The organism is Mycolicibacterium wolinskyi, from assembly GCF_002101965.1.
GTDB classification, from domain to species: domain Bacteria; phylum Actinomycetota; class Actinomycetes; order Mycobacteriales; family Mycobacteriaceae; genus Mycobacterium; species Mycobacterium wolinskyi.
This window is the reverse complement of the sequence record NZ_LQQA01000010.1, coordinates 92,604-109,394: the sequence shown is the minus strand read 5'-3', so window position 1 is coordinate 109,394 and position 16,791 is coordinate 92,604. Positions and strand designations below refer to the sequence as shown.

Annotated in this window: 18 protein-coding genes; 13 read left to right on the top strand and 5 right to left on the bottom strand. The window is 67.0% G+C overall.

The window, feature by feature from the left end:
- Positions 1-19 precede the first annotated feature (19 nt).
- The 4 genes from AWC31_RS09275 (at position 20) to AWC31_RS09260 (ending at position 4,623) form a co-directional block, all read left to right on the top strand.
- A complete protein-coding gene (locus AWC31_RS09275) occupies positions 20-1,414 on the top strand; it encodes a cystathionine beta-synthase (RefSeq protein WP_085144014.1) in 1,395 nt (464 codons plus the stop codon).
- 315 nt (positions 1,415-1,729) lie between these two features.
- Positions 1,730-2,704, top strand: a complete 975-nt coding sequence (locus tag AWC31_RS09270) for a DUF2189 domain-containing protein (RefSeq protein WP_110774994.1) — start codon at positions 1,730-1,732, stop codon at positions 2,702-2,704.
- 81 nt (positions 2,705-2,785) lie between these two features.
- Positions 2,786-3,436: an Rv1078 family RDD domain-containing protein gene (locus AWC31_RS09265; protein ID WP_085144011.1), complete on the top strand. Its 651-nt coding sequence runs from the start codon at positions 2,786-2,788 to the stop codon at positions 3,434-3,436.
- A 26-nt stretch (positions 3,437-3,462) separates the two neighbouring features.
- The gene (locus tag AWC31_RS09260) at positions 3,463-4,623 is read left to right on the top strand and encodes a cystathionine gamma-synthase (RefSeq protein WP_067844629.1); all 1,161 of its coding nucleotides are present in this window, start codon (positions 3,463-3,465) and stop codon (positions 4,621-4,623) included.
- 3 nt (positions 4,624-4,626) lie between these two features.
- Here the strand turns inward: AWC31_RS09260 and AWC31_RS09255 are convergent, their stop codons facing one another.
- From AWC31_RS09255 to AWC31_RS09245, 3 genes are all read right to left on the bottom strand, one after another.
- Positions 4,627-5,295, bottom strand: coding sequence for a GOLPH3/VPS74 family protein (locus tag AWC31_RS09255; protein WP_085144009.1), 669 nt, complete (start codon positions 5,293-5,295; stop codon positions 4,627-4,629).
- A 38-nt stretch (positions 5,296-5,333) separates the two neighbouring features.
- Complete coding sequence (gene greA, locus AWC31_RS09250; protein ID WP_067844633.1) at positions 5,334-5,828, bottom strand: transcription elongation factor GreA; 495 nt, start codon at positions 5,826-5,828, stop codon at positions 5,334-5,336.
- A gap of 234 nt (positions 5,829-6,062) precedes the next feature.
- Positions 6,063-6,485, bottom strand: coding sequence for a DUF4307 domain-containing protein (locus AWC31_RS09245; protein WP_085144007.1), 423 nt, complete (start codon positions 6,483-6,485; stop codon positions 6,063-6,065).
- A gap of 88 nt (positions 6,486-6,573) precedes the next feature.
- Here AWC31_RS09245 and mca point away from each other — a divergent pair, with 88 nt between their 5' ends.
- Genes mca through AWC31_RS09225 form a run of 4 tightly spaced genes read left to right on the top strand, consistent with a single transcriptional unit; the run spans position 6,574 to position 10,087 of the window.
- Entirely contained in the window at positions 6,574-7,440 is an 867-nt protein-coding gene (gene mca / locus AWC31_RS09240; protein WP_085144006.1) for a mycothiol conjugate amidase Mca, read from the top strand.
- Positions 7,437-7,715 carry a hypothetical protein gene (locus AWC31_RS09235; RefSeq protein ID WP_067844638.1) on the top strand — a complete coding sequence of 93 codons (279 nt, stop codon included), beginning with the start codon at positions 7,437-7,439 and terminating at the stop codon, positions 7,713-7,715. Before mca ends, AWC31_RS09235 begins: the two co-directional genes overlap by 4 nt.
- Before the next feature lie 16 nt (positions 7,716-7,731).
- Positions 7,732-9,705, top strand: a complete 1,974-nt coding sequence (locus AWC31_RS09230) for a thioredoxin domain-containing protein (protein ID WP_085144004.1) — start codon at positions 7,732-7,734, stop codon at positions 9,703-9,705.
- Positions 9,706-9,715: 10 nt separating this feature from the next.
- Entirely contained in the window at positions 9,716-10,087 is a 372-nt protein-coding gene (locus AWC31_RS09225; protein WP_067844643.1) for a nuclear transport factor 2 family protein, read from the top strand.
- Between the two features lie 13 nt (positions 10,088-10,100).
- Here the strand turns inward: AWC31_RS09225 and trhA are convergent, their stop codons facing one another.
- Positions 10,101-10,844, bottom strand: coding sequence for a PAQR family membrane homeostasis protein TrhA (gene trhA / locus AWC31_RS09220; RefSeq protein WP_085144002.1), 744 nt, complete (start codon positions 10,842-10,844; stop codon positions 10,101-10,103).
- Positions 10,845-10,900: 56 nt separating this feature from the next.
- Here trhA and AWC31_RS09215 point away from each other — a divergent pair, with 56 nt between their 5' ends.
- The 5 genes from AWC31_RS09215 (at position 10,901) to AWC31_RS09195 (ending at position 15,869) form a co-directional block, all read left to right on the top strand.
- Complete coding sequence (locus tag AWC31_RS09215) at positions 10,901-11,695, top strand: (2Z,6E)-farnesyl diphosphate synthase (protein WP_067844646.1); 795 nt, start codon at positions 10,901-10,903, stop codon at positions 11,693-11,695.
- A 24-nt stretch (positions 11,696-11,719) separates the two neighbouring features.
- A complete protein-coding gene (locus AWC31_RS09210) occupies positions 11,720-13,093 on the top strand; it encodes a hypothetical protein (protein ID WP_085144001.1) in 1,374 nt (457 codons plus the stop codon).
- A gap of 227 nt (positions 13,094-13,320) precedes the next feature.
- Positions 13,321-13,728 carry a hypothetical protein gene (locus AWC31_RS09205; RefSeq protein ID WP_085143999.1) on the top strand — a complete coding sequence of 136 codons (408 nt, stop codon included), beginning with the start codon at positions 13,321-13,323 and terminating at the stop codon, positions 13,726-13,728.
- A 102-nt stretch (positions 13,729-13,830) separates the two neighbouring features.
- Complete coding sequence (locus AWC31_RS09200; protein WP_085143998.1) at positions 13,831-14,232, top strand: hypothetical protein; 402 nt, start codon at positions 13,831-13,833, stop codon at positions 14,230-14,232.
- Positions 14,233-14,366: 134 nt separating this feature from the next.
- Positions 14,367-15,869, top strand: coding sequence for an FAD-dependent oxidoreductase (locus AWC31_RS09195; RefSeq protein WP_085144295.1), 1,503 nt, complete (start codon positions 14,367-14,369; stop codon positions 15,867-15,869).
- Here AWC31_RS09195 and coaA read toward each other — a convergent pair.
- Positions 15,841-16,779: a type I pantothenate kinase gene (gene coaA / locus AWC31_RS09190; protein WP_067844656.1), complete on the bottom strand. Its 939-nt coding sequence runs from the start codon at positions 16,777-16,779 to the stop codon at positions 15,841-15,843. The genes AWC31_RS09195 and coaA overlap by 29 nt on opposite strands.
- Between the last annotated feature and the right edge of the window lie 12 nt (positions 16,780-16,791).

Here is a 16,791-nt window from a genome sequence, read left to right as displayed (position 1 = left end):
GGCCTGAGACCATGGACATATGCGCATCGCCCGCCACGTCAGTGAGCTCATCGGCAACACCCCTCTGGTCGAGCTGAACTCCGTTGTCCCAGAAGGTGCAGGCCGGGTTGTGGCCAAGATCGAGTACCTCAACCCGGGCGGCAGCGCCAAAGACCGCATCGCGGTCAAGATGATCGACGCCGCCGAAGCCAGCGGTGAACTCAAACCCGGCGGCACGATCGTCGAGCCGACCTCCGGCAACACCGGTGTCGGGCTGGCTCTGGTCGCTCAGCAGCGTGGTTACAAATGCGTCTTCGTCTGCCCCGACAAGGTCAGCGAGGACAAGCGGAATGTGTTGCGCGCGTACGGCGCCGAGGTCGTGGTGTGCCCGACGGCGGTGCCGCCCGACCACCCCGACAGCTACTACAGCGTGTCCAACCGCCTGGTCACCGAGATCGAGGGCGCCTGGAAACCCGACCAGTACTCGAACCCGATGGGGCCCGAGTCGCATTACGAGACGACGGGTCCGGAGATCTGGGCCGATACCGACGGGCAGGTGACGCATTTCGTCGCGGGCGTCGGCACCGGTGGAACGATCACGGGCGCGGGGCGCTATCTCAAGGAGGTGTCCGACGGCAAGGTCCGGATCGTCGGCGCCGACCCGGAGGGTTCGGTGTACTCGGGCGGCACCGGACGCCCCTATCTCGTGGAGGGGGTGGGGGAGGACTTCTGGCCGTCGGCCTACGACCCCGCGGTGCCCGACGAGATCATCGCGGTCTCGGATGCCGACTCGTTCGACATGACCCGCCGGCTCGCCCGCGAAGAGGCCCTGTTGGTGGGCGGCTCGTGCGGCATGGCAGTGGTGGCCGCGGTGGAGGTGGCGAAGAAGGCCGGTCCCGACTCCCTCGTCGTCGTACTTCTGCCGGACGGCGGACGTGGTTATCTCTCAAAGATTTTCAACGACGCATGGATGTCGTCGTACGGATTCCTGCGCAACCGGCTGGACGGTTCGATCCAGCAGCCGACGGTCGGCGACGTGCTGCGCGGCAAGTCGGGCGCCCTGCCTGATCTCGTGCACACCCACCCGTCGGAGACCGTGCGCGACGCGATCGGCATTCTGCGCGAGTACGGCGTCTCCCAGATGCCGGTGGTCGGTGCCGAACCGCCGGTGATGGCCGGCGAAGTCGCGGGCAGCGTGTCCGAACGCGAACTGCTTTCGGCGGTGTTCGAGGGCCGGGCGAAGCTCGCGGACGCGGTATCCGAGCACATGAGCCCGCCGTTGCCGCTGATCGGTGCGGGCGAGCTCGTGAGCACCGCGGCCAAGACACTGCGCGAGTGTGACGCGGTTATGGTGGTCGAGGATGGCAAACCCGTTGGCGTGCTGACTCGGCACGACCTGCTCGGATTCCTCTCCGAGGGCAGCGGCCGCCGGTAACGAACGCCCCGGAAATTGCTAAGGCTGGACTTCCGGGCTGTGAACATCGCGTGGAATCCCGTGCTGTCAGCGGCTTCTCAGGTAAGGTGAGCTGGCTCAAGGCCAGCAAACTCAATACCGGAAGGCATCCATGACCGGTCGATGTCCACCATCCCCGGATACGACGCACTTGTCGAGCACGCATGTGGTCGTGTCAAAAGGGGTCCGCGGTGCGTAATCTGCCTGTTGAGCCGTTCCGCTCGCGCAACATCTAGGTGCTGGCAGCAAGTAGCGGCCGTGTTGCGGTCGCCATCCGAGATGAGGAGAGCTTTCAACGTGACTGATCAACCGCCGCCTCCTGGGAACTACCCCCCGCCGCCCGAGGGTGGGTACCCGCCGCCTCCTCCGCCCGGTGGTTATCCGCCGCCGCCGCAGCAGGGCGGTTACCCGCCTCCTCCGCCCGGCGCCGGCTACCCGCCGCCTCCGCCGCCGCAGCACGGCGGTTACCCACCGCCCCCGCCGCCGGGAGCACCCGGTGCCTATCCGCCTCCGCCGGGCGGCTACGGGCAGCCGGGCGGTTACCCGCCCGCAGGCGGCCCGGGATTCGGTCCCGGTGCGGGTTACAGTGTGGGCGAGGCGTTCTCGTGGGCGTGGAACAAGTTCACCAAGCACCCGGCCGAACTGCTCGTGCCGACGCTCGTCTTCGGGCTGATCTACGGTGCCCTGCAGGGCATCATCCAGCTGATCTCGAGTTCGTTCGCGACGACTGAGACCTCGTCCTACGGTGATTACGGCTACTCGGCCAGCTACTCGATGGGCACCGGCGGCATCGTCGTCTCGATCATCGGTGGCCTGGTGATGCTCGTGGTCATGGCCGTGATCCAATCCGCCTACATCGGCGGCATGCTCGACATCGCCAACGGGGCGCCGGTGACGATCGGGTCGTTCTTCAAGCCGCGCAACGTCGGCAACGTCATCATCGCGTCGGTCGTGTCCGGCATCATCGTCGGCGTCGGCATCCTGCTGTGTGTCATCCCGGGCATCATCGCGATGATCATGTTGATGTTCACCACCGTTGCCGTGCTCGATCGCAACGTGTCGGGCATCGAGGGCATCACGACGAGCTTCAACATCGCCAAGGCCAACTTCGGGCCCGTCGCGCTGACCTGGCTCGTCACGATCGCGATCGCGATCGTCGGTGTGCTGGCCTGCCTCGTCGGCCTGCTGGTCGCCTACCCGCTGATCTCCCTCATCACGGTGTACGCCTTCCGCAAGCTGACCGGCGGTCAGGTGGCTCCGCTCACCCCGTAATACACACTCACGTCACGGCGCCCACGGCGCAGGGCCGAAGCTCTGCACCGTGGGCGCTGTGCTGCGTGACATGATCAGCCCATGACGCAACCGCCGCCGGGCCATGGCTACGGTCCTGAGCCCGGGTACGGCCAGCCGTACTACGGTGCGCCGCAGCAGACTTACCAACCGCAGGCCGGGTACTACCCGCCGGGGCCCAACCCCGAGATGTACACCCCGTGGGCCGACCGAGTACTGGCATTCCTCATCGACCAGTTGCCGGTCGCCCTGATCTTCGGCGTCGGTTATGCCGCCATGCTCGGCAGTTCGTTGGTGGTGCTCGCCTTCCCGGAACAAAACTGTGTCGGCGATGTCTGCCGAGACGAGCCTTCGATGTTCGGGGTCGTCCTCATGATCGCGGTGATGGTCGTCGTCGCGGCGCTGCCGCTCGCCTACATGATCTGGAACTACGGCTATCGGCAGGGCCGCACCGGTCAGAGCATCGGCAAGCAGGTGATGAAGTTCAAGGTGGTCAGCGAAAAGAGCGGCCAACCCATCGGTTTCGGCATGTCGTTGGTGCGCCAGCTCGCCCACGGTATCGACAGCTTGATCTGCTACATCGGCTACCTGTTCCCACTGTGGGATCCCAAGCGCCAGACCATCGCCGACAAGATGGTGTCCACGGTGTGTGTGCGGGTGCCGCCGCAGTATCCGCAATTCCCGCCCTATCCACCTGCCAGCGGGATGCGCTGAAACGTTCCCGATAGGCTCGAACTGTTATGAGTGAACAGCGCAAGTGGCACGGCCTGGCCACAAAAGCCATCCACGCCGGCTACCGGCCCGACCCGGGCACCGGGGCCGTCAACACCCCCATCTACGCCAGCTCGACGTTCGCGCAGGACGGCGTCGGTGGGCTGCGCGGCGGGTTCGAGTACGCCCGCACCGGCAATCCGACGCGCCAGGCGCTGGAAGCCGCCCTCGCCGCGGTCGAGGAGGCCGCCTATGGGCGTGCGTTCGCCTCGGGGATGGCCGCCACGGACTGTGCGTTGCGCGCCGTGCTGCGCCCCGGCGACCACGTGGTGATCCCCAACGACGCCTACGGCGGCACATTCCGGCTCATCGACAAGGTCTTCTCGCAGTGGGGCATCACCCACACGCCGGTACCGCTGTCGGATCTCGACGCGGTGCGCTCGGCACTGACCTCGCGGACCCGCATGATCTGGGTGGAGACGCCGACCAACCCGCTGCTCACCATCGCCGACATCTCGGGCATCGTGCAGATCGCCTCGACATCGGGCGTGAAAGTGTTGGTGGACAACACATTCGCGTCGCCTGCGCTGCAGCAGCCGCTGTTGCACGGTGCCGACATCGTGCTGCATTCGACCACCAAATACCTCGGGGGCCATTCCGATGTGGTGGGTGGCGCACTGCTGACCAATGACGAGGAACTCGACGCGGCGTTCGCGTTCCTGCAGAACGGCGCCGGTGCGGTGCCCGGGCCGTTCGACGCCTACCTGACCATGCGCGGGCTCAAGACGCTCGTGCTGCGGATGCGCCAGCACAGCGAGAACGCCGCGCTGATAGCCGAATTCCTCGAAGGGCACCCGGCAGTCGAGACCGTTCTGTACCCGGGCCTGGCCAGCCACCCCAACCACAACGTGGCGGCCCGGCAGATGACCGGGTTCGGTGGGATGGTCTCGGTGCGGCTGAAAGGCGGCCAGCGCGCCGCCCGCGAATTGTGCTCGCGCACCGAGCTTTTCATCCTCGCCGAATCGCTCGGCGGGGTTGAGTCGTTGATCGAGTACCCGGGCGCGATGACCCATGCGTCGACCGCGGGATCTCAACTCGAGGTACCCGACGACCTGGTGCGTCTCTCGGTCGGTATCGAGCACGCCGCCGATCTACTGGCCGACATCGAGCAGGCGCTGTCCGCGGGTTGACCGCTACATCAGCGCCGGGCGCAGGGTCGATGTCGTCACGGCGAGGTTCATCTCCGGCAGCGCGGCGGCGTTGTCGTCGACCCAACTGCCGGTCGAGATCTCGGTGGCCCGCGCGTGCACCCAGCGCCAGCCCCGCTCGTTGAGGCTGAGCACCGCGCCGAGACCGTCCACCGCGTGCAGCAGGCAGATGATCGCCGCGATGGGCGGCACCGGGGTGTGCCCGTCGAACAGGGCGGCCAACAGGGCCGCGCGTGCTTGGCTGACCCGCTCTCGGTTGGTGAGCGGCCAGCAATACACGCTGCGGCCCGGGAATCCTTTGCCCGGTATGCGGACCCGGCGGATCTGCCCGGCGCGTTCGAGGAACGTCTCAAGGCTGGGCTGGACGTGCTTGCTGAGTTTGCCCAGGGCGGCCTGCGCGGACAGGGGCCGCCGCTGCAGCAGTTGAAACGCCGGGTCGGCGACCGGATCGGCCGGCCAGTTGCCCGCGAGCGCGATCAACAAACCGGGCTCGACGGGCTCACCGGCCATCGCTGGGCGGATCCGGCACGAGTAGGCCAGATCCAGCAGCACTGCGGCGCTCAGGACCCGTTCCCGGCGACGCCGATCCAGCCCTGGCTGTGCGGACGCGTTGTCCAGCAACAGCAAAAACAGATCTTCGGCGATTTGCGCCATTGCCCCGACTGTAGTGCTTGCCCCCCGCGCGCCCAGCGTCAGGCGTGGTACGGCTCGGCGCTCACCAAAGTGACCTTGACCGTGTTGCCGTTGGGCACCGTGTAGGTGCGGGATTCCCCGACCTTGGCGTCGATGAGTGCGCCGCCGAGCGGTGAGTTGGGTGAGTAGACCTCGAGTTTGCCGTCACTGATGCCCTCCTGGCGCGTGGCGATCAGGAAGGTCTCGGTGTCGCTCTTGTCGTCGTCGTAGTACACCTTGACGACCGAGCCGGGCAGCGCCACCCCGGACTGCTTCGGTGCCTCGCCGACCTTGGCGTTGTTGAGCAGTTCCTGCAGCTGCCGGATGCGGGCTTCCTGCTGGCCCTGCTCCTCGCGGGCGGCGTGGTAGCCGCCGTTCTCGCGGAGGTCACCCTCTTCGCGGCGGTCGTTGATCTCGGCGGCGATGACCGGCCGGTTGGCGATCAGCTGATCCAGCTCAGCCTTCAACCGGTCGAATGCCTCCTGGGTGAGCCAGGTGACCTGAGTGTCGGTCATGTCTTCGCGCTCCTGTCATCTATGTCTTGCGGTGCTCTCGCGCCTTCGTACGAAAAGTTCTCAGTTTCGGGCCGGGAGCATGCGCGTGTACTGCTGCGGGCGCAAGCGCTTTTCTGAGCGCTAATGCAGCAATACACGGCCCCAGCGAGGAACCGTGTATCGCACAATCGTACCACCGCGTAGACAGCGGATCTTCATGTATTCGCTGTTCGGCGTTTGTTGCGCCGCGCAGAATCAGGGTGCCACCAGGTACGACGGCACGTCTGTGCCGCAGCCGTAGATGTCGCCGACGACGGGTTTGCGGGTCGATTTCACCTGGGTGGTCACCTGCACCACTCGTTGGTCGGACGGTGCGACCAGAACCTCGCGCCTGCCGGTCTCGCCGCCGTCGATCGAACGGGCCCGCACGATACACACCACGGGCCGGGACGGGTCGGGCCGAGTGACCCCGATCGTCACCTGAACGGTCTCGTCGTCGATCAACTCATAGGCCGTGAGCTCGCCTTTTACGTCGCCACTACCGAACCGCTGGAACGCGATGACCGCGACGACGACGCCTGCCACCACCACGAGCGCGGCGACCGCGACGAGAATCCAGCGACGGGTTCGGCGAGGCAGTTGCCGCGATCCGTAGCGGGCGGCGGGACGTTCGATCATCAGAACTGGAACTATAGGGTCCGACAGCACAGCCACCGGCTTGGGTACAGGAATTAGGTAAGAGGTCACCGTAGTTAGATGGAACGAAATGAGTGAACTGCGGTTGATGGCGGTGCACGCGCACCCGGACGACGAGTCCAGCAAGGGGGCGGCGACCACCGCGCGCTACGCGGCCGAGGGCGCACGCGTCATGGTGGTGACGCTGACCGGCGGCGAGCGCGGAGACATTCTCAATCCGGCGATGGACCTCCCCGAGGTGCACGGCCGGATCCACGAGGTCCGTCGCGACGAGATGGCCAAGGCCGCCGAGATCCTCGGCGTCGAGCACCACTGGCTCGGATTCGTCGACTCCGGGCTGCCCGAGGGTGACCCTCCGCCGCCGTTGCCGGAGGGATGCTTTGCCCTCGTGCCGCTGGCCGAGCCCGTCGAGCGGCTGGTCCGGGTGATCCGGGAATTCCGTCCACACGTCATGACGACCTACGACGAGAACGGCGGCTACCCGCACCCCGACCACATCCGCTGCCACGAGGTGTCAGTCGCCGCGTACGAGGCCGCCGCCGACCACCTGCTGTACCCCGACGCAGGCGAACCGTGGGCCGTGTCGAAGCTCTATTACAACCACGGCTTCCTGCGGCAACGCATGCAGCTGCTGCAGGACGAGTTCGCCAAGCACGGCCAGCAGGGACCCTTCGCCAAGTGGCTGGAACACTGGGACCCGGACCACGACGTGTTCGCCAATCGGGTGACCACCCGGGTGGAATGCTCGCAGTACTTCAGCCAGCGCGACGACGCACTGCGGGCACACGCCACCCAGATCGACCCGAAGGGTGACTTCTTCCACGCGCCGATCGAGTGGCAGCAGCGGTTGTGGCCGACCGAGGAGTTCGAGCTGGCCCGTTCGCGCGTGCCGGTGAGCCTCCCGGAAGACGACCTGTTCACCGGGATTGAGAGATGATCGAGACACTGACGGCCGTGGTCACGCTGATGGCCGAGGAGCCCCGCAACACGGGCCCGGAGTTCGGCAAGGCCGCACCTTTCGGGCTGCTCATCACGGTGCTGTTGTTGGCAGGCACGTTCGCGTTGGTCTGGTCGATGAACCGGCATCTGCGCAAACTCCCGGAATCCTTCGATCGCGAACACCCCGAGCCCGACCAGGCCGCCGACGAGGGCACGGTGGACGCCGAGACCGAGGCCGAGTCCGAGAACGGAACCGCGAAGGGTTCGGGCTGACGCCTACTGTGGACGTGTGGCCAACCGACTGAGCAGGTCCACGAGCCCGTATCTGCGTCAGCACGCCGACAACCCGGTGCATTGGCGCGAATGGTCGGCCGACGCGCTGGCCGAGGCCGCGCAGCGCGATGTCCCGATTCTGCTGTCGATCGGCTACGCCGCCTGCCACTGGTGCCACGTGATGGCGCACGAGTCGTTCGAGGACGCCGCCGTGGCCGCGGCGATGAACGACAGCTTCGTCTGCGTCAAGGTCGACCGGGAAGAACGCCCCGACCTCGATGCGGTGTACATGAACGCCACCGTCGCACTCACGGGTCAGGGCGGCTGGCCCATGACGTGCTTCCTGACGCCGGACGGCCGCCCGTTCTTCTGCGGCACGTACTACCCGAAGCAGAACTTTCTGCAACTGCTGGCGGCGGTCGGCGAGACGTGGCGAGACCGACGCGACGAGGTCGAGCAGGCGTCGGATCAGATCACGACCGAGCTGCGGTCGATGGCGGCCGCGCTGCCCGGAGGTGGCGCACCCGTGGGGCCGGAGTTGTGCGACCACGCGGTGGCGGCGGTCCTGGGCGATGAGGATGCCGTGCACGGCGGCTTCGGCCGGGCGCCGAAGTTCCCGCCGTCGGCATTGTTGGAGGCCCTGCTGCGTCACCATGAGCGCACCGGGTCCGGCGACGCGCTCGGGGCCGTCGAGCGCACCTGTTCGGCGATGGCCCGCGGCGGTGTCTACGATCAGCTGGCCGGTGGATTCGCCCGCTACAGCGTCGATCCCCATTGGGTGGTACCGCATTTCGAGAAGATGCTCTACGACAATGCGTTGCTGCTGCGCGCCTACGCGCATCTGGCTCGCCGCACCGGAAACTCGTTGGCCCGCCGGATAGCTTCCGAGACAGCGGACTTCATGATCCGTGAGCTCGGCGTCGACGGGATGTTGGCGTCTTCGCTGGACGCCGACGCCGCCGGCCGCGAAGGGCTGACATACGTGTGGACCCCCGCCGAGCTGCGAGAGGTCCTCGGTGCGGACGACGGTGATTGGGCGACTTCGCTTTTCGGTGTGACCGCGGCCGGCACGTTCGAACACGGCTCATCGGTTCTGCAGCTTCCCGCCGATCCCGACGACGCGGCCCGGTTCGCGTCCGTGCGCGCCCGGCTGTTGGCGGCCCGTGCCGCACGTCCCCAGCCCGGGCGCGACGACAAGGTGGTGACCGCATGGAACGGGCTGGCGATCACCGCGTTGGCCGAGGCTTCGGTGGCGCTCGACCGACCCGAATTGCTTGATGCCGCAATGGAATGCGCGCGTCGAGTGTGGGATCTGCACATCGTCGACGGACGCTTGCGACGCGCCAGCCTCGGTGGCCAGGTCGGTGAGAGCGCCGCGATCCTGGAGGACCACGCGGCGCTGGCCACCGGCCTGTTGACGCTGTATCAACTGACCGGATCGTGGCTGGCCGAGGCGGTCCACGTCTTGGATGTCGCGCTCGACCACTTCGCCGATGCCGAGCAGCCCGGACGCTGGTTCGACACCGCCGACGACGCCGAGAAACTCATGGTGCGGCCCGCTGACCCCATCGACGGGGCCACCCCGGCCGGGGCGTCGCTGATCGCCGAGGCGCTGCAACTGGCGGCGCACCTGACTTCGTCGGCGAGATATGCCGATGCGGCACAGGCGACTTTGGCCACGGCCACCCCGATCCTCGCGCGGGCCGCGCGCTCGGCCGGGCACTGGCTGGCGGTGGGCGAGGCCGCGGTGCGCGGGCCCATCCAGATTGCCGTCGCCTGCGAACCGTCCTCGCGACTGCTGGCCGCGGCCCGGTCCCTGGCGCCGGGCGGGGCAGTGGTGGTCGGCGGCGCGGTCGACTCGTCGGAATTGCTGATGGGCCGTGACCGCGTCGACGGTGCCGACGCGGCGTACGTGTGCCGGGGCAGAGTGTGCGACCTGCCCGTGACGAGCGTCGAGGATCTCGCTGCCGCACTCGGTGTGGCCGTGTAGCCTCGCGGCCATGAGCCACGACGCGGCAGCCTTGGAAACCTTCGTCAAGCGTTACCTCGACACCTGCGCGAAAGGCGTTGCGGCCGACATCGCGGCGCTGTACGCCGAAGACGCGACTCTCGAAGACCCGGTCGGCAGCGGTGAGGTCCACATCGGGAGGCAGGCCATCGAAGGCTTCTACAAGAACATCGAGGCGGCAGGCGGGATCTCCACCGAACTGCTGAGCTTCCGCCCGGGCGGTACGGAGGCCGCGTTCGTGTTCGCCATCACCATCGGCGGCGCGATGCGCATCGAACCCATCGAGGTCATGACCTTCGACGACGACGGTCAGATCACGTCGATGAAGGCCTACTGGTCACCGGCGGACATCAAGCAGCTCTGACTCGGAAGACGATTCAGAAGACCGCGAACCACATCGCGATGTAGTGGCAGATCGCCGCGACCGCGGTGCAGGCGTGGAAGAACTCGTGATGTCCGAATGTCGTCGGCCACGGGTTCGGCCATTTGAGCGCGTAGAGCACGCCGCCGATGCTGTAGAGCGCACCGCCGACGATCAGCAGCACGACGGCGGCCACCCCGGCGCCGTGCATGATCGGTCCGATGAACCAGGCCGCCACCCAGCCCAGCAGGATGTAGAGCGGCACGCCGAGCCAGCGTGGCGCCGACGGCCAGAACATCTTGAGCAGCACACCCGCGATCGCGCCGCCCCACACGATCCAGAACAGCACCATGCCTTTGGATTCGGGAAGCGCCAGCAGCGCGAAAGGTGTGTAGCTGCCTGCGATGAAGATGAAGATCATCGAGTGGTCGAGCCGCTTCATCCACTTGCGGGCGTTCGCCGAGGTCCAGTTCACCCGGTGATAGGTACCGCTGACCGCGAACATCGCCACGATCGTGAACGTGTAGAGCAACGTGGCCAGCCCGGCCCGCGTCGACTCCACCGACCACGACACCGACACCAGTGCGGCACCGGCGATGAACGCGATGACCGCCGAGTACACATGAATCCAGCCACGCGCTCGCGGCTTGCCGAGAAACTGTGCGACACCCTCTGCCACTGCCTCCGGCAGATCCTCGGCGGGCCGGTTCACCACCGCCGCTGACCGGTAAGGCTTGGCGGCATCGATCGGCGCGGACATGTCACCTCCATCAACAGCCATGGGGTACCCCGACGATCACAGTAGTCTGGATTCTCGTGGACATCATTCCCCCGCGTCTCAAGGAACCGGCCTACCGGCTCTACGAGATGCGGTTGCGCCAGGAGCTGGCGCGGTCCAAATCCGAGCTGCCACGCCATATCGCGGTGCTGTGTGACGGCAACCGCCGATGGGCGCGTGATGCGGGTCACGACGACGTCAGCATCGGGTACCGGATGGGCGCGGCGAAGATCGCCGAGATGCTGCGCTGGTGCCAGGCCGCCGGCATCGAGATGACGACGGTGTATCTGCTGTCGACGGAGAATCTGCAGCGCGACCCCGAGGAACTGTCCGCGCTGATCGAGATCATCACCGATGTCGTCGAAGAGATCTGCGCACCGGCCAACAAGTGGAGCGTGCGCACCGTCGGCGATCTCGAACTGTTGGGGGACGAGCCTGCCCGGCGCCTGCGGGAGGCCACCGAGCGGACGGCGTCGACGGCGTCCGGGACCTTCCACGTCAACGTCGCGGTGGCCTACGGCGGCCGCCAGGAGATCGTCGACGCGGTCCGCTCGCTGCTGTCCAAGGAACTCGCGAACGGCGCGACGGCCGAGCAACTCATCGAAGCCGTGACCGCCGACGGCATCTCGGAGAACCTCTACACGTCCGGGCAGCCCGATCCCGACCTGGTGATCCGCACCTCGGGTGAGCAGCGGTTGTCGGGATTCCTGTTGTGGCAGAGCGCCTATTCGGAGATGTGGTTCACCGAGGCGTACTGGCCCGCGTTCCGCCGGGTCGACTTCCTGCGCGCCCTGCGCGACTACACCGCGAGGCACCGCCGTTTCGGCAAGTGACAGCGCAAGTGACAAACTGAAGAGATGGCTGCGCTGTCGGCAGTGGTCTTCACACTCAGCTGGTGGTTGGGTCTCTATCTGCTGGCCCGCGACCCGCGCAAACCCGTGCTGGTGTTCGCCGCGATCGGGCTGACGAGCTTCGCAGCCGTCGTCGCACTCGACGCCGTTCGCGTCACCTCGGGTTCGGAACTGCTCAGCCGCATCGAGATCTACCTGGTCGCGTTGCCGGGTATCGCGTGGTTCGCGGTGATGGTCGAGCTGGCCCGCCCCCGCGACACCTGGCGGGCACGGGCAGGTGAGATCGCCGCGATCTTCGCCGTCGCCGTCCTGGCGCTGGCCGGGGCCGCCATGGCGGGCAGCGTCGACGGCCCGCTCCGCACCGGGCACTGGGTGATGTTCGCCGTCATATCCCTGTCCGCGCTCGGCGCCATGGTCAAGGCGGTCCTCGGCGGAGCCAAGCCCGGTTCGGTCGTGGGGTTCATCATCGTGGCGACGCTGTTCTTCGCGCTCGGCAACGCCATTCTGGTCATCCCGCTGGGCTTGGTGCCGAGCTGGTTGGCGTTGGCGTCCACCGGTTTCGACGTCGCACTGCTGGGCATCGCGGTCGCGATATGGGACGCGTTCGACGAAGGTCAGGCCCTGCGCGCGGACATGCGCAGGTCCATCATCGGCACGCTCGTGATCGCGGTGCCGTTCGGCGCCCAAGCCCTGATCGGCCTAGCGGTGCTGGACACCGGGGACGGGCGCGTCGCGATGACGGTCCTGCTGTTCACAAGCCTGGCGGTCGCCGTGGCCGTCGAAGTGCTGGCCGGCCCGCTCGCGGGGGTGTTCGACCGTCTGGCGTTCTCGCGCTCACCGGATCTGCGCGCCGATCGCGAAGCGCTGCGACAGACCGAGGCCGCGCTCCCGTTGCGCTCGGGCAGCCCGCTCGACGACATGGACGACGAGGCCTTCGCACGGCTCACCCGGCGCGCCCTCGGCCATTACGGCGATCTGTCCAAACTCGTCGCGAGCCCGTTGACCGCGCTGCCCGCCATCGACGCCCGCCTCGCCGAGCGCGGCGCACCCGATCAACCACTGGAGCGCGCCAACGAACTCAAGGCGTTGCTCGCCGACCGCATCGCAGCGCTCAAACCCCGTGACGGCGGCGATTTCGGCACCACCGAGGAATGGCGCCACTACAACTCGCTGTACTTCCCGTACGTCGTCGGCGTGCGGGCCTACGCACAGAACGCGACCGCCGCCGGGCTGGATCCCGTCGCCCGGCAGGCCTGGCAATGGTTCGTGACCGAGGTGCCGCAGCGCTCGCTGCACAACTGGCAGAACGCCGCGGCCAAAGTGATCGCCGCGGATCTGCGCGGCACCCTGGCCCCGGCGGTGGGCTCCGCCGGTCGATAGACCCGGATCGCGCCCCTGGCGTTGACTTCGACATCCCGGCTGTGGCTGCACCCCGTTTCGGCGCAGTCCACGACCCTCGTGTCGATATGAACGTCAGGCACTCGGAACCGCCCTGACCTGGGGCTGGCAGTGCTTGGCAGTGTCTGGCGTCGATCTGGCAGTGCGTCGTGAGCAGTGTTTGAGGTGTTCGAAGCGTTCGACCATCGCCTCATCGCCGAGGAGCCGACATGACCGCCATCGTCACCCCGCCGCTGTCCGATTCCACTGACTCACTGCTGCGGTTCGCGCTGCGCGCCGACGCCACCCTGTGTGCGGGCGTCGGGCTGCTCGTCGCGATGGCAGCCGATCCGCTCGCCCGGATCTCCGGCCTGTCCGCCACCGCGGGCTGGATCGGGGGCGCGGCGCTCGTCGGCTACGGAGCTCTGCTCTATGTGCTGGCCGCGCTGCCCGACATCCGCAAGGTCGGCGTCGCCGTCGTCATCGGCAATGTCGCCTTCGCGGTCACCACGGTGACCGCGATCGTCGCCGATTGGTTGCCGCTGAGCGAGATCGGCGCCGATCTGGTGTTGAGTTTCGTCGCTGCCACGGCCGCGCTGGCCTGGCTCCAGTACCGCGGAGTGCGCCGTCTGGCGTGACTCCCTCCCGAGCCGGTGCGGGGCACCGCCGCGAGAGGTTACGGCGCCCCCGCACCGTGCTCATTCTTCCGCAGTGAAAACACCACCACCAGAAGGAGAATCATGACCGCCATCACCGCCAGGTCCGCCACCGGCACCGATTCACTGTTGCGCCTTGCCATGCGCGTCGACGCCGTGTTCGTCGGCATCAGCGGCATCGCTTTGCTCGCCGCGGCCGGCTGGTTCTCGGAGCTCACCGGCCTGCCGAAGTCCGTCGAGTACGGCGTCGGGATCTTCTCGGTCGTCTACGGTGTCGTTGTGTTCGCGCTCGCCGCGATCGAGCACGTACGCCCGGCCGGCATCGGCACCGTGATCGCGAACGCGCTGTGCACGGTGATCGCGATCGTCGCCGTCCTCACCATGTCGCTGACCGCCGCGGGCGTCGTGCTCGTCATCGGCACCGGCATCTACACCGCGGTGATGGCGGAATGGCAGTACGTCGGCGTACGGCGCATCAAGGCCTGACCCGCACGGTCGGCGATGCGGCGTCACCCGGGGACACGGGTGACGCCGCTCGCGCAATTCGGGTAGTCGACTACCTAAGACTTTCGCGGCCCGCGCGACAAGACTTGGCGGCAACAGATCGCGAGGAGGTTGCCGTGACCGTTCAAGCAACATCAGCTCCCATCCAGATCGACACGTGCGACGTGTGCATCGTCGGGGCCGGTATCGCCGGGCTCAACGCGTTGTTCGCCGCGAGCCGGTATCTGAGCCGCGACCAGAAGGTGATCCTGATCGACCGCCGCGCCCGTGTCGGGGGAATGTGGAACGACACGTACTCCTATGTGCGCCTGCATCAACCACACCCGATGTTCACGGCGGGCAACATCAAGTGGACGCTCGGCCGGGAACCGTCCTACCTCGCCACGAAGGACGAAGTGCTGGGCCACTTCCAGCACTGCCTTCACGAGATCAAGAAGCGCGTGACGGTCGATGAACGGTACGGGTGGGATCTGCAATCGGAGGTGGAGACCGGTGGCAATGTGCGGATCACTTGCCGCACCCCCGACGGCGGACAGCGGGTCATCGAGGCCAACCGGTTGATCAAGGCGTACGGAATACGGGTGATGCCGAACGACCCGCTTGAGCTGTCGAGCGCGCGTGTCCATTCGGTGTCACCGGACTACTGCGACGTGCGGAGCGGCCCGATGCGCGACAGCGACGCTCCCGTGTGGCTGATCGGTGGCGGCAAGACGGCGATGGACACCGCCCACACGCTCATCACGGCCTACCCGGGTCGCGAGGTCAACCTGGTGGCCGGCTCGGGGACGTTCTTCGCGAGCAGGGAGAAGTTCTTTCCCGTCGGCGCCCGGCGGTGGTGGGGCAGCACGTTGCTCAGCAGCATGGCGATCGACATGTGCCGGGAGTTCGACGGCACCAACGAGAATGAGCTCGCCGACTGGTTTCGCACGAGGTACGGCACGTGGCTGACGCCGCGGACCGGCAACTTCCTGTTGGGTGTGCTGTCCGAGACCGAGAACAAGGCGATCGCGGCCGGTCTCAACGACGTGATCATGGACCACCTCGACGACGTCGTCGACCGGGACGGCTCCACCGAGGCGGTATTCCGCAGCGGCGCAACGAAAACGATCCGGGAGGGCAGCTGGATCGTGAACTGCACCGGCTACCTGACGAAGGGCGACCACCCCTACGAGCCGTACGTCTCCGCCGGCGGCTCGGTGCTGTCGATCCAGCCGCGTTCGGCCACAATGCATCTGACGTCGTACATGGGGTATTTCCTCACCCACGCGATGTTCCTGGACAAGCTCGCCGAGCTGCCCCTGTACGAGGTCGACATGCAAGACCTGTGGGACAAGCACAAATCGGTGCTGCCATACACGCTGTTCGCGCTCGCCCAGTACAACCTCGGGCTCATGGCCGATGCCATGCCCGCCAAGGTGTTCGGTGAATGCGGCCTGGACTACGACCGCTGGTATCCGTGGCCGCGCCGCACCGCGGGCGTGGTGAGATTCATGCGCGTACACGGTCGCGAACGCGAACATCTTCGCCGCAGCCTCGACACCGTGCGGGATCGGTTCGCCGTGCGGTGCGGGCCGCTGAGTTCGGGCGAGGCTACAACTTCCGCAGCCGCAGCCGGTTGATCGCGTGGTCGGCGTCCTTGCGCAGCACCAGGGTCGCGCGCGGCCGGGTCGGCAGGATGTTCTCGATCAGGTTGGGGCGGTTGATGGAATGCCAGATGTCGCGGGCGGCGAATACGGCCTGCTCATCGGTCAGCGTCGCGTAGTGATGGAAGTGTGACGCCGGGTCGGCGAACGCCGTCGACCGCATCGTCAGAAACCGCGAGATGTACCAGTTCTCGATGTCTTCGATCCGGGCGTCGACGTACACCGAGAAGTCGAACAGATCCGACACCATGAGCGCCGGGCCCGTCTGCAGGACGTTGAGGCCTTCCAGGATGAGGATATCGGGGTGGCGCACCACCTGGTGCTCGTCCGGCACGATGTCGTAGAGCAGGTGGGAGTACACCGGTGCGCTGACTTCGTCGGACCCCGACTTCACCGCGGTCACGAACCGCATCAGGCCACGCCGGTCGTAGCTCTCGGGGAACCCTTTGCGGTGCATCAGGTTCCGGCGGTTCAGCTCGCGATTCGGGTAGAGGAAGCCGTCCGTGGTGACCAGGTCGACGCGCGGATGATGCTCCCAGCGGGCCAGCAGCGCTTGCAGCACACGCGCGGTGGTGGATTTCCCGACCGCCACACTGCCCGCGACGCCGATGACGAACGGCACCGGACGGTCCGGATTCTGCTGCGGCTCACCGAGAAACTCCGCGGTCGCGGCGAACAGCCGCTGCCGGGCAGCCACCTGCAGGTGGATCAACCGGGCGAGGGGCAGGTAGACCTCTTCGACCTCGAGTAGGTCGAGCTTCTCACCCATACCGCGCAGGCGCACCAGCTCGTCTTCGGTGAGTTTGAGCGGGGTCGACATGCGCAACGAACGCCATTGACTTCGGTCGAACTCCACATAGGGGCTCGGCTCGCTTGGCCGCGGCATTCGGTCAGTCTT

Coding starts and splice junctions, on each gene's coding strand:
- AWC31_RS09275 (WP_085144014.1), top strand. CDS start 20: ATGCGCATCGCCCGCCACGTCAGTGAGCTCATCGGCAACACCCCTCTG.
- AWC31_RS09265 (WP_085144011.1), top strand. CDS start 2,786: ATGACGCAACCGCCGCCGGGCCATGGCTACGGTCCTGAGCCCGGGTAC.
- AWC31_RS09260 (WP_067844629.1), top strand. CDS start 3,463: ATGAGTGAACAGCGCAAGTGGCACGGCCTGGCCACAAAAGCCATCCAC.
- AWC31_RS09255 (WP_085144009.1), bottom strand. CDS start 5,295: ATGGCGCAAATCGCCGAAGATCTGTTTTTGCTGTTGCTGGACAACGCG.
- greA (WP_067844633.1), bottom strand. CDS start 5,828: ATGACCGACACTCAGGTCACCTGGCTCACCCAGGAGGCATTCGACCGG.
- AWC31_RS09245 (WP_085144007.1), bottom strand. CDS start 6,485: ATGATCGAACGTCCCGCCGCCCGCTACGGATCGCGGCAACTGCCTCGC.
- mca (WP_085144006.1), top strand. CDS start 6,574: ATGAGTGAACTGCGGTTGATGGCGGTGCACGCGCACCCGGACGACGAG.
- AWC31_RS09235 (WP_067844638.1), top strand. CDS start 7,437: ATGATCGAGACACTGACGGCCGTGGTCACGCTGATGGCCGAGGAGCCC.
- AWC31_RS09225 (WP_067844643.1), top strand. CDS start 9,716: ATGAGCCACGACGCGGCAGCCTTGGAAACCTTCGTCAAGCGTTACCTC.
- trhA (WP_085144002.1), bottom strand. CDS start 10,844: ATGTCCGCGCCGATCGATGCCGCCAAGCCTTACCGGTCAGCGGCGGTG.
- AWC31_RS09210 (WP_085144001.1), top strand. CDS start 11,720: ATGGCTGCGCTGTCGGCAGTGGTCTTCACACTCAGCTGGTGGTTGGGT.
- AWC31_RS09205 (WP_085143999.1), top strand. CDS start 13,321: ATGACCGCCATCGTCACCCCGCCGCTGTCCGATTCCACTGACTCACTG.
- AWC31_RS09200 (WP_085143998.1), top strand. CDS start 13,831: ATGACCGCCATCACCGCCAGGTCCGCCACCGGCACCGATTCACTGTTG.
- coaA (WP_067844656.1), bottom strand. CDS start 16,779: ATGCCGCGGCCAAGCGAGCCGAGCCCCTATGTGGAGTTCGACCGAAGT.